The 11,571-nt window shown below is 52.3% G+C and carries 13 protein-coding genes; all 13 read left to right on the plus strand.

From position 1 onward, the window contains the following. Window positions 1-6: 6 nt before the first annotated feature. The 13 genes from asnC to ACQG22_RS23580 all read left to right on the plus strand — a co-directional run bounded on the left by asnC (window position 7) and on the right by ACQG22_RS23580 (window position 11,500). Window positions 7-465, plus strand: a complete 459-nt coding sequence (asnC, locus tag ACQG22_RS23520; protein WP_008500198.1) for a transcriptional regulator AsnC — start codon at window positions 7-9, stop codon at window positions 463-465. 90 nt (window positions 466-555) lie between these two features. Continuing rightward, window positions 556-1,005 carry an FMN-binding protein MioC gene (mioC, locus tag ACQG22_RS23525; protein ID WP_013099402.1) on the plus strand — a complete coding sequence of 150 codons (450 nt, stop codon included), beginning with the start codon at window positions 556-558 and terminating at the stop codon, window positions 1,003-1,005. Window positions 1,006-1,379: 374 nt separating this feature from the next. After that, window positions 1,380-3,269 (plus strand): tRNA uridine-5-carboxymethylaminomethyl(34) synthesis enzyme MnmG, encoded by a 1,890-nt coding sequence (gene mnmG / locus ACQG22_RS23530; RefSeq protein ID WP_032644275.1) that lies wholly within the window; start codon window positions 1,380-1,382, stop codon window positions 3,267-3,269. 107 nt (window positions 3,270-3,376) lie between these two features. Continuing rightward, window positions 3,377-4,000 (plus strand): 16S rRNA (guanine(527)-N(7))-methyltransferase RsmG, encoded by a 624-nt coding sequence (gene rsmG, locus ACQG22_RS23535; protein ID WP_013099403.1) that lies wholly within the window; start codon window positions 3,377-3,379, stop codon window positions 3,998-4,000. Between the two features lie 616 nt (window positions 4,001-4,616). Continuing rightward, the gene (gene atpI, locus ACQG22_RS23540) at window positions 4,617-4,997 is read left to right on the plus strand and encodes a F0F1 ATP synthase subunit I (RefSeq protein WP_008500194.1); all 381 of its coding nucleotides are present in this window, start codon (window positions 4,617-4,619) and stop codon (window positions 4,995-4,997) included. Window positions 4,998-5,005: 8 nt separating this feature from the next. Beyond that, window positions 5,006-5,821 carry a F0F1 ATP synthase subunit A gene (gene atpB / locus ACQG22_RS23545; RefSeq protein WP_013099405.1) on the plus strand — a complete coding sequence of 272 codons (816 nt, stop codon included), beginning with the start codon at window positions 5,006-5,008 and terminating at the stop codon, window positions 5,819-5,821. 49 nt (window positions 5,822-5,870) lie between these two features. Next, on the plus strand, window positions 5,871-6,110 hold the full coding sequence (gene atpE, locus ACQG22_RS23550) for a F0F1 ATP synthase subunit C (protein ID WP_000429386.1): 240 nt from the start codon (window positions 5,871-5,873) through the stop codon (window positions 6,108-6,110). Between the two features lie 48 nt (window positions 6,111-6,158). After that, entirely contained in the window at window positions 6,159-6,629 is a 471-nt protein-coding gene (gene atpF / locus ACQG22_RS23555; protein ID WP_013099406.1) for a F0F1 ATP synthase subunit B, read from the plus strand. Window positions 6,630-6,643: 14 nt separating this feature from the next. Beyond that, complete coding sequence (gene atpH, locus ACQG22_RS23560) at window positions 6,644-7,177, plus strand: F0F1 ATP synthase subunit delta (RefSeq protein WP_013099407.1); 534 nt, start codon at window positions 6,644-6,646, stop codon at window positions 7,175-7,177. Between the two features lie 12 nt (window positions 7,178-7,189). After that, entirely contained in the window at window positions 7,190-8,731 is a 1,542-nt protein-coding gene (atpA, locus tag ACQG22_RS23565; protein WP_003862367.1) for a F0F1 ATP synthase subunit alpha, read from the plus strand. Window positions 8,732-8,782: 51 nt separating this feature from the next. Then, a complete protein-coding gene (gene atpG / locus ACQG22_RS23570) occupies window positions 8,783-9,646 on the plus strand; it encodes a F0F1 ATP synthase subunit gamma (protein ID WP_003862364.1) in 864 nt (287 codons plus the stop codon). A gap of 31 nt (window positions 9,647-9,677) precedes the next feature. Next, window positions 9,678-11,060 (plus strand): F0F1 ATP synthase subunit beta, encoded by a 1,383-nt coding sequence (atpD, locus tag ACQG22_RS23575; protein WP_003862362.1) that lies wholly within the window; start codon window positions 9,678-9,680, stop codon window positions 11,058-11,060. Window positions 11,061-11,080: 20 nt separating this feature from the next. Continuing rightward, the gene (locus ACQG22_RS23580; RefSeq protein WP_006177560.1) at window positions 11,081-11,500 is read left to right on the plus strand and encodes a F0F1 ATP synthase subunit epsilon; all 420 of its coding nucleotides are present in this window, start codon (window positions 11,081-11,083) and stop codon (window positions 11,498-11,500) included. Window positions 11,501-11,571 lie beyond the last annotated feature (71 nt).

Below are 11,571 nucleotides of genomic sequence, written 5' to 3' on the forward strand. Positions count from 1 at the left end.
AAAGCTATGGAAAATTATCAGATCGATAATCTGGACCGCGGCATCCTGGAGGCGTTAATGGCCAATGCCCGTACCGCCTATGCCGAACTGGCGAAGCAGTTTGGCGTCAGCCCGGGGACGATTCACGTTCGTGTAGAGAAGATGAAACAGGCGGGGATCATTACCGGGGCTCGTATCGATGTCAGCCCAAAACAGCTGGGTTATGACGTCTGCTGCTTTATTGGCATTATTCTTAAAAGCGCAAAAGATTATCCTTCCGCGCTGGCGAAGCTGAACGCGCTCGATGAAGTCACAGAGGCGTACTACACCACCGGCCACTACAGCATCTTTATCAAGGTGATGTGTCGATCCATAGATGCCCTGCAGCAGGTACTTATCAACAAGATCCAAACAATCGATGAAATTCAGTCCACCGAGACGTTGATCTCGCTGCAAAACCCGATCATGCGTACCATTCGCCCCTGATCGGGCAAATCCATACCCACATTTTCCACAGGTAGATCCCAGCCCGTTCACAGCGTACAATGATCCCCTCTTTATCTGAGCGAGCGATCAATGGCGGACATTACCCTTATCAGTGGCAGCACCCTTGGCGGCGCGGAATATGTAGCGGAACATCTGGCTGAGAAGCTGGAGGATGCGGGATTTTCCACACAAACGCTGCACGGGCCTTTGCTTGAAGATCTCCCGACTGATGGGGTCTGGCTGGTGATCACCTCCACGCATGGTGCAGGCGATCTTCCGGATAACCTGCAACCTTTATATGACGAACTGCAGGAACAGCAGCCAGACCTGTCAAACGTGCGTTTTGGCGCAGTGGGTATTGGCAGCCGTGAATATGACACCTTCTGCGGTGCTATAGAGAAAGTGGAAGCCGCTGTCACCGCCTGCGGAGCTAAACAGGTGGGTGAAACGCTTAAGATCAACATCCTCGATCATGATATTCCGGAGGATCCGGCTGAGATCTGGCTGGGTGAATGGAAAAATTTACTCAAAAACGATTAAAGATCGCGCGAACAGATGTGGATAACTCTGGTTAAAAGCTCGTATTAAGCAGTAGTTATCCAAAGAACAACGTTGAAGTCGTTTTTGCCCTGTGTATAAAGTCGCGATCTGATCCCAGCTTATACGGGCCAGGATCACCGATCATTCACAGCAAACGATCCTTTCTAACCCCATGATCTTCTTTATGAGATCGGACTTATCCACAAAGGTCCTCGATCCTAATAAGAGATCACAATAGAACAGATCTCTAAATAAAAAGATCTTCTTTTTAATAGCCCAGGATCCCAATGCTTTCTCGAAAGACTAAAGTTGAGTAGAATCCACGGCCCGGGCTTCAATCCATTTTCATACCGCTTTACGCGAGGCAGACCACCATGTTTTATCAGGATCCTTTTGACGTCATCATCATTGGCGGGGGTCACGCAGGCACTGAGGCCGCAATGGCCGCAGCGCGAATGGGTCAGCAGACCCTGCTTTTGACACACAATATCGACACGCTGGGACAAATGTCCTGTAATCCGGCGATTGGCGGCATTGGGAAAGGACACCTGGTAAAAGAAGTGGATGCACTTGGCGGCCTGATGGCGAAAGCGATCGATCGCGCAGGCATTCAGTTTAGGATACTAAACGCCAGTAAAGGCCCCGCTGTGCGTGCGACCCGCGCTCAGGCAGACCGCGTGCTTTATCGTCAGGCGGTGCGTACCGCCCTGGAGAACCAGCCGAACCTGATGATCTTCCAGCAGGCAGTGGAAGATCTTATCGTGGAGAACGATCGTGTCGTTGGCGCGGTTACCCAGATGGGGCTCAAATTCCGCGCCAAAGCGGTTGTTCTGACCGTCGGGACATTCCTGGACGGTAAGATCCATATCGGTCTGGATAATTACAGCGGTGGACGTGCTGGCGATCCGCCATCTATCCCATTGTCACGCCGTCTGCGTGAACTGCCGCTGCGTGTCAGCCGTCTGAAAACCGGTACTCCACCGCGTATTGATGCGCGCACCATTGATTTCAGCGTGCTGGCACAACAGCACGGTGATAACCCAATGCCGGTCTTCTCGTTCATGGGCAATGCAGCGCAGCATCCGCAGCAGGTACCGTGCTATATCACGCATACCAACGAAAAAACCCATGACGTGATCCGCAATAACCTCGATCGCAGCCCGATGTACGCCGGCGTGATCGAAGGGATCGGCCCACGCTATTGCCCGTCGATCGAAGACAAAGTCATGCGCTTTGCCGATCGTAACCAACACCAGATCTTCCTGGAGCCAGAAGGGCTGACCTCGAACGAAATCTATCCGAACGGCATCTCCACCAGCCTGCCGTTCGATGTGCAGATGCAAATTGTTCGCTCAATGCAGGGGATGGAGAATGCGAAAATCGTTCGCCCTGGCTACGCTATTGAGTACGATTTCTTCGATCCGCGTGACCTGAAGCCAACCCTGGAGAGCAAATTCATCCACGGTCTGTTCTTCGCAGGTCAGATTAACGGCACCACCGGTTACGAAGAAGCTGCTGCACAGGGCCTGCTGGCCGGTCTGAACGCCGCCCGTTTCTCTGCCGAGAAAGAGGGCTGGGCTCCGGCGCGTTCTCAGGCTTATCTGGGCGTGCTGGTCGACGATCTCTGCACGCTGGGCACCAAAGAACCGTACCGTATGTTTACCTCTCGCGCGGAATATCGCCTGATGCTGCGCGAAGATAACGCCGACCTGCGTCTGACCGAAATGGGTCGTGAGCTGGGTCTGGTGGATGACGAACGCTGGGCGCGCTTCAACGAGAAACTGGAGCGCATTGAGCAGGAACGTCAGCGCCTGAAAACGACCTGGGTTAATCCGCAGGCCGAAACCGCTGCGGAAGTGAACGCTCACTTAACTGCGCCGCTCTCGCGCGAAGCCAGCGGTGAAGATCTGCTGCGTCGCCCGGAAGTGACCTATGAGAATCTGGTGAAACTCACCGCCTTTGCCCCGGGTCTTGAAGACGCTGAAGCGGCAGAGCAGGTTGAGATCCAGGTTAAATACGAAGGTTACATCGCGCGTCAGCAGGATGAGATCGAAAAGCAGCAGCGTAACGAAAACACGCTGCTGCCGGAAATGCTGGACTATCGTCAGGTGACGGGGCTGTCCAACGAGGTGATCGCCAAACTGAACGATCACAAACCGGTGTCGATCGGCCAGGCCTCCCGCATCTCGGGCGTTACCCCAGCAGCGATTTCGATTCTGCTGGTGTGGCTGAAAAAGCAGGGCATGCTGCGCCGCAGCGCGTAATATGTGTAATTCGCCCGGTGGCGCTGCGCTTACCGGGCCTACAGCACTCCGTAGGGCGGGTTAGCGAAGCGCCACCCGCCACTTAAGTCTCTCAACAGGTATTCACCGTGCTCAATAAACTCTCTCGTCTGCTGGATCAGGCAGGTATTTCGCTCACCGATCACCAGAAAAATCAGCTGGTGGCCTATGTCGATATGCTGAACAAATGGAATAAAGCGTACAACCTCACCTCCGTACGCGACCCCAACGAGATGCTGATTCGCCATATTCTCGATAGCATTGTGGTTGCGCCGTACCTGAACGGTGAGCGCTTTATCGATGTGGGCACGGGTCCTGGCCTGCCGGGTATTCCCCTGTCAATTGTCCGCCCGGAAAGCCATTTCACGCTGCTGGATAGCCTTGGCAAGCGCGTGCGTTTTTTGCGCCAGGTACAGCATGAGCTGAAGCTTGAGAACATCACGCCTGTGCAAAGCAGGGTAGAGGAGTTTCCGGCAGAGCCACCGTTCGACGGGGTTATCAGCCGTGCGTTTGCTTCGCTTAATGACATGGTGAGCTGGTGTAAGCACTTACCGGCAGAGAATGGCCGTTTTTATGCGCTGAAAGGGCAGTTGCCCGGCGATGAAATTGAACAGCTTCCGGACGGTTTTGCCGTCGAGTCCATTGAGAAATTACAGATTCCTCAGCTCGAAGGCGAACGTCATCTGGTGATAATTAAGCCAAACAATTTTTAAAAATTTAATAAAAAATGTGGAATTTGTGCTGTTCTGTCAGTGTTAAAAAACAGCACAACACAACGGATTTTGCCGGAGAGAATTTAACCGTGTTTTTACTAAGGGTTTTCTAATGGTTAACTTCCTCACCATTGTTCACCCTGAAGATAATCAACCACGAAAATATCAGCCTGCTAAAAGTGGAAAGCAGCAACCAGAATGCAATGTTAAATATTTATTAAGAATGTCAATAAAAGGTTTTTATTGTATACGGGGCTGTTTTGAAAATAGTTGCGACATTTTATCTTTAATTTCAGAAAGATGAAATTAAGCGATTTACGAGTTTGATAAATACAACCTTATCGCAAATGTGTATTTTGTGATCTCGTGCACGCTTTGTAGTCAACGTTTTCGCGCTGTTTGCAGTTTTGCTCGAAGGTCGGGGCTTTCATCAAAAGTTGAAAAATAGCGGCGGGGAAAAATATTTAAACATTTATTCACCTTTTCGCTACTTAATGTTTGAAATCACGGGTGCGCACCGTATAATTTGACCGCTTTTTGATGCTTGACTCTGAGCCTTAAAGGACGTTTTATACGACACGCGGCATACCTCGAAGGGAGCAGGAGTAAAAACGTGATGTCTGTGTCGCTCTTGAGTAGAAACGTTGCTCGTAAGCTTCTGTTCATTCAGTTTCTGGCTGTGATAGCAAGTGGACTGCTGTTTAGCCTCAAAGACCCCTTCTGGGGCATCTCCGCCGTGTGCGGGGGTTTGGCGGTTGTGCTGCCAAACGTGTTGTTTATGATTTTTGCCTGGCGTCATCAGGCGCATACACCTGCCAAAGGCCGCGTGGCCTGGTCCTTCGCCCTCGGCGAAGTGTGTAAGGTGTTGCTGACCTTTGCTCTACTGGTGATGGCGCTGGCGGTTTTGAAAGTGGTATTCATGCCGCTAATAGCTACGTGGGTTTTGGTGCTGGTGGTACAAGTTCTGGCTCCAGCTGTAATCAATAACAAAGGGTAAAAGGCATCATGGCTTCAGAAAATATGACGCCGCAGGATTACATAGGTCACCATCTGAATAACCTTCAGCTGGACCTGCGTACATTCTCGCTGGTGGATCCGCATAACCCCCCGGCCACCTTCTGGACGATCAACATCGACTCCATGTTCTTCTCGGTGGTTTTGGGTCTTCTGTTCCTGGCCATGTTCCGCGGTGTTGCTAAAAAGGCGACCAGCGGTGTTCCAGGGAAATTCCAGACGTTCGTTGAGATGATCATCGGCTTCGTCCATGGCAGCGTGAAAGACATGTACCATGGTAAGAGCAAGCTGATTGCGCCACTGGCACTGACCGTGTTCGTGTGGGTCTTCCTGATGAACCTGATGGACCTTCTGCCTATCGATTTCCTGCCGTGGATTGGCGAGCATGTCTTCGGTCTGCCTGCTCTGCGCGTGGTTCCGTCTGCTGACGTGAACATCACCCTGTCGATGGCGCTGGGCGTGTTTATCCTGATTCTTTTCTACAGCATCAAAATGAAAGGCGTAAGCGGCTTTGTGAAAGAGCTTACCTTGCAGCCGTTCAACCACTGGGCGTTTATTCCGGTCAACCTGATCCTGGAAGGCGTTAGCCTGCTGTCCAAACCTGTTTCACTGGGTCTGCGACTGTTCGGCAACATGTATGCGGGTGAGCTGATTTTCATTCTGATCGCGGGTCTTCTGCCGTGGTGGTCACAGTGGGTTCTGAATGTGCCGTGGGCCATTTTCCACATCCTGATCATTACGCTGCAAGCCTTTATCTTCATGGTTCTGACGATCGTCTATCTGTCGATGGCGTCTGAAGAGCACTGATTTTTTACCAACACTACTACGTTTTAATTGAAACAAACTGGAGACTGTCATGGAAAACCTGAATATGGATCTGCTGTACATGGCTGCCGCTGTGATGATGGGTCTGGCGGCTATCGGTGCTGCGATCGGTATCGGCATCCTCGGGGGCAAATTCCTGGAAGGCGCTGCGCGTCAACCTGATCTGATTCCTCTGCTGCGTACTCAGTTCTTTATCGTTATGGGTCTGGTGGATGCTATCCCAATGATCGCTGTAGGTCTGGGTCTGTACGTGATGTTTGCTGTCGCGTAGTAGTTGTTTTAAAACCCCAAGCCACAGAAATTTAAGAGGTATTGTGCTGTGAACATGAACGCAACAATCCTCGGCCAGGCCATCGCGTTTATTATCTTTGTCTGGTTCTGCATGAAGTATGTATGGCCGCCTTTAATGGCTGCCATCGAAAAACGTCAGAAAGAAATTGCTGACGGTCTGGCTTCTGCAGAACGTGCAAAGAAAGATTTGGACCTTGCACAGGCCAACGCGACAGACCAGCTGAAAAAAGCGAAAGCGGAAGCTCAGGTAATCATCGAACAGGCTAACAAACGCCGTTCTCAGATCCTGGACGAAGCCAAAGCTGAAGCAGAACAGGAACGTACTAAGATCGTGACACAGGCTCAGGCTGAAATTGAAGCTGAGCGTAAACGTGCTCGTGAAGAACTGCGTAAGCAGGTTGCGATTCTGGCTGTTGCTGGCGCCGAGAAGATCATCGAACGTTCCGTGGATGAAGCTGCTAACAGCGACATCGTGGACAAACTTGTCGCTGAACTGTAAGGAGGGAGGGGCTGATGTCTGAATTTGTTACGGTAGCTCGCCCCTACGCCAAAGCAGCTTTTGACTTTGCTGTCGAACACCAAAATGTCGATCGCTGGCAGAATATGCTGGCGTTTGCCGCTGAGGTGACGAAAAACGAACAAATGGCCGAGTTGCTTTCTGGTGCATTAGCACCTGAAACCCTCGCCGCGTCGTTCATCGCCGTGTGCGGAGAGCAACTGGATGCCAACGGCCAGAACCTGATTAAGGTAATGGCAGAAAATGGTCGTCTCCGTGTGCTCCCGGATGTTCTCGAGCAGTTTGAGCACTTACGTGCCCTTAGTGAAGCTACTGCTGAAGTTGAAGTAACTTCTGCGACTGAACTGAGTCATGAACAGCTTGCGAAAATTACCGCCGCGATGGAAAAACGTCTGTCACGCAAAGTTAAGCTGAATTGCAAAATCGATAAGTCTGTAATGGCAGGCGTAATCATCCGCTCGGGTGATATGGTCATTGATGGCAGCGTACGCGGCCGTCTTGAGCGCCTTGCAGACGTCTTGCAGTCTTAAGGGGACTGGAGCATGCAACTGAATTCCACCGAAATCAGCGAACTGATCAAGCAGCGCATTGCTCAGTTCAATGTTGTGAGCGAAGCTCATAACGAAGGTACTATTGTTTCTGTAAGTGACGGTGTTATCCGCATCCACGGCCTGGCCGATTGTATGCAGGGTGAGATGATTTCCCTGCCGGGTAACCGTTACGCTATCGCACTGAACCTGGAGCGCGACTCCGTAGGTGCAGTTGTGATGGGTCCATACGCTGACCTCGCCGAAGGCATGAAGGTTAAGTGTACTGGCCGTATTCTGGAAGTTCCGGTTGGCCGTGGCCTGCTGGGTCGTGTTGTTAACACCCTGGGTGCACCAATCGACGGTAAAGGTCCGGTTGAGCACGATGGCTTCTCTCCAATCGAAGTTATCGCACCGGGCGTTATCGACCGTCAGTCCGTAGATCAGCCTGTTCAGACGGGTTATAAGTCCGTTGATGCCATGATCCCAATCGGTCGTGGTCAGCGTGAACTGATCATCGGTGACCGTCAGACCGGTAAAACCGCGATGGCTATCGATGCCATCATCAACCAGCGTGACTCCGGCATCAAATGTGTGTACGTGGCTATCGGCCAGAAAGCGTCCACCATTTCTAACGTGGTTCGTAAACTGGAAGAGCACGGCGCGCTGTCTAACACCATCGTTGTTGTGGCTACCGCTTCTGAATCTGCTGCACTGCAATACCTGGCGCCATACGCCGGTTGTGCAATGGGTGAATACTTCCGTGACCGCGGTGAAGATGCACTGATCGTATACGATGACCTGTCTAAACAGGCTGTTGCTTATCGTCAGGTTTCCCTGCTGCTCCGTCGTCCACCAGGACGTGAAGCGTTCCCTGGCGACGTATTCTACCTCCACTCTCGTCTGCTGGAGCGTGCTTCCCGCGTTAACGCGGAATACGTCGAGAACTTCACCAAAGGTGAAGTGAAGGGTAAAACGGGCTCTCTGACCGCGCTGCCGATCATTGAAACCCAGGCGGGTGACGTTTCTGCGTTCGTTCCGACCAACGTAATCTCCATTACCGATGGTCAGATCTTCCTGGAAACCAACCTGTTTAACTCCGGTATTCGTCCGGCGGTTAACCCGGGTATCTCCGTATCCCGTGTAGGTGGTGCTGCTCAGACCAAGATCATCAAGAAACTGTCCGGTGGTATCCGTACCGCGCTGGCACAGTATCGTGAACTGGCTGCGTTCTCTCAGTTCGCATCCGATCTGGACGAAGCAACCCGTAAACAGCTGAGCCACGGTCAGAAAGTGACCGAGCTGCTGAAGCAGAAACAGTACGCACCAATGTCTGTTGCTCAGCAGGGCCTGGTACTGTTCGCGGCTGAACGCGGTTACCTCGAAGATGTGGAACTGGCGAAAATCGGTAGCTTCGAAGCCGCTCTGCTGGCTTACGTCGACCGTGATCACGCTCCGCTGATGCAAGAGATCAACCAGACCGGTGGCTATAACGACGAAATCGAAGGCAAGCTGAAAGCTATCCTCGATTCCTTCAAAGCAACCCAATCCTGGTAATCGTCCGGCGGCTTGTCTCAGGACAAGCCGCCTGGCATTGAGGAGAAGCTCATGGCCGGCGCAAAAGAGATACGTAGTAAGATCGCAAGCGTCCAGAACACGCAAAAGATCACTAAAGCGATGGAGATGGTCGCCGCTTCCAAAATGCGTAAATCGCAGGATCGCATGGCGGCCAGCCGTCCTTATGCAGAAACCATGCGCAAAGTGATTGGTCACCTTGCAAACGGTAATCTGGAATATAAGCACCCTTACCTGGAAGAACGCGACGTTAAGCGCGTGGGCTACCTGGTGGTGTCGACCGACCGTGGTCTGTGTGGCGGCTTGAACATTAACCTGTTCAAAAAACTGCTGGCGGATATGAAAGGCTGGTCCGATAAAGGCGTTCAGTGCGACCTCGCATTGATCGGCTCTAAAGGCGTCTCTTTCTTTAACTCCGTTGGTGGCAACATTGTCGCTCAGGTGACCGGTATGGGTGATAACCCGTCCCTGTCCGAACTGATCGGCCCGGTTAAAGTGATGTTGCAGGCCTATGATGAAGGCCGTCTGGACAGACTGTACGTTGTCAGCAACAAATTTATTAACACCATGTCTCAGGTGCCAACGCTCACTCAGATGCTGCCTTTACCGGCTTCAGAAGATGACGAGCTGAAACAGAAAGCCTGGGATTACCTGTATGAACCCGATCCGAAACCGCTGCTGGATACCCTGCTGCGTCGTTACGTTGAATCTCAGGTTTATCAGGGCGTTGTAGAAAACCTGGCCAGCGAGCAGGCCGCACGAATGGTGGCGATGAAAGCCGCGACCGATAATGGCGGCAGCCTGATTAAAGAGCTGCAGTTGGTTTACAACAAAGCTCGTCAGGCCAGCATTACTCAGGAACTCACCGAGATCGTCTCGGGGGCCGCCGCGGTTTAACCAGGTTTACGAATTACGTAGAGGATTCAAGATGGCTACTGGAAAGATTGTCCAGGTAATCGGCGCCGTGGTGGACGTCGAGTTCCCTCAGGACGCCGTACCACGCGTGTACGACGCGCTTGAGGTACAGAATGGTAACGAGAGCCTGGTGCTGGAAGTTCAGCAGCAGCTCGGCGGCGGTATCGTGCGTACCATCGCGATGGGTTCTTCCGACGGTCTGCGTCGTGGTCTGGAAGTTAAAGACCTTGAGCACCCGATCGAAGTCCCGGTAGGTAAAGCAACACTGGGTCGTATCATGAACGTATTGGGTCAGCCAATCGACATGAAAGGCGACATCGGTGAAGAAGAGCGTTGGGCTATCCACCGCGCGGCACCTTCCTACGAAGAGCTGTCCAGCTCTCAGGAACTGCTGGAAACCGGTATCAAAGTTATCGACCTGATGTGTCCGTTTGCGAAGGGCGGTAAAGTTGGTCTGTTCGGTGGTGCGGGTGTAGGTAAAACCGTAAACATGATGGAGCTGATCCGTAACATCGCGATCGAGCACTCCGGTTACTCCGTATTTGCGGGCGTAGGTGAACGTACTCGTGAGGGTAACGACTTCTACCACGAAATGACCGACTCCAACGTTCTGGACAAAGTATCCCTGGTTTACGGCCAGATGAACGAGCCACCAGGAAACCGTCTGCGCGTTGCGCTGACTGGTCTGACGATGGCTGAGAAGTTCCGTGACGAAGGCCGTGACGTTCTGCTGTTCGTTGATAACATCTACCGTTACACCCTGGCCGGTACTGAAGTATCTGCACTGCTGGGTCGTATGCCTTCAGCGGTAGGTTATCAGCCTACGCTGGCGGAAGAGATGGGTGTTCTTCAGGAACGTATCACCTCTACCAAAACCGGTTCTATCACCTCCGTTCAGGCGGTATACGTACCTGCGGATGACTTGACTGACCCATCACCAGCAACCACCTTTGCGCACTTAGATGCAACCGTGGTACTGAGCCGTCAGATCGCGTCTCTGGGTATCTACCCGGCCGTTGACCCGCTGGACTCCACCAGCCGTCAGCTGGATCCACTGGTTGTTGGTCAGGAACACTACGACACCGCGCGTGGCGTACAGTCCCTGCTGCAGCGTTACCAGGAACTGAAAGACATCATCGCCATCCTGGGTATGGATGAACTGTCTGAAGAAGACAAACTGGTGGTAGCACGTGCGCGTAAGATCCAGCGCTTCCTGTCCCAGCCGTTCTTCGTTGCGGAAGTATTCACCGGTTCTCCAGGTAAATACGTTTCCCTGAAAGACACCATCCGTGGCTTTAAAGGCATCATGGAAGGCGAATACGATCACCTGCCAGAGCAGGCGTTCTACATGGTTGGTTCCATCGAAGAAGCTGTGGAAAAAGCCAAAAAACTTTAACGCCTTAATCGGAGGGTGATATGGCAATGACTTACCACCTGGACGTCGTCAGCGCAGAGCAACAAATGTTCTCTGGTCTGGTCGAGAAAATCCAGGTAACGGGTAGTGAAGGTGAACTGGGTATCTTCCCGGGTCACGCACCGCTGCTCACCGCCATTAAGCCTGGTATGATCCGCATCGTTAAACAGTTCGGTCACGAAGAGTTTATCTATCTGTCCGGCGGCATTCTTGAAGTGCAGCCTGGCAGTGTGACCGTTCTGGCCGATACCGCTATTCGTGGCCAGGATCTCGACGAAGCGCGAGCCCTGGAATCGAAGCGTAAGGCTGAAGAGCACATTAGCAGCTCTCATGGTGACGTGGATTACGCTCAGGCGTCTGCGGAGCTGGCCAAAGCGATCGCCAAACTGCGCGTTATCGAGTTGACCAAAAAAGCGATGTAACACCGGCTTGAAAAGCACAAAAGCCAGTCTGGATACCAGGCTGGCTTTTTTTTCGTCCTTAATTCATGACG

The sequence above is a fragment of the Enterobacter cloacae complex sp. 309I3 genome, from assembly GCF_050031595.1.
In the GTDB taxonomy this organism is placed as follows: Bacteria; Pseudomonadota; Gammaproteobacteria; order Enterobacterales; family Enterobacteriaceae; genus Enterobacter; species Enterobacter cloacae.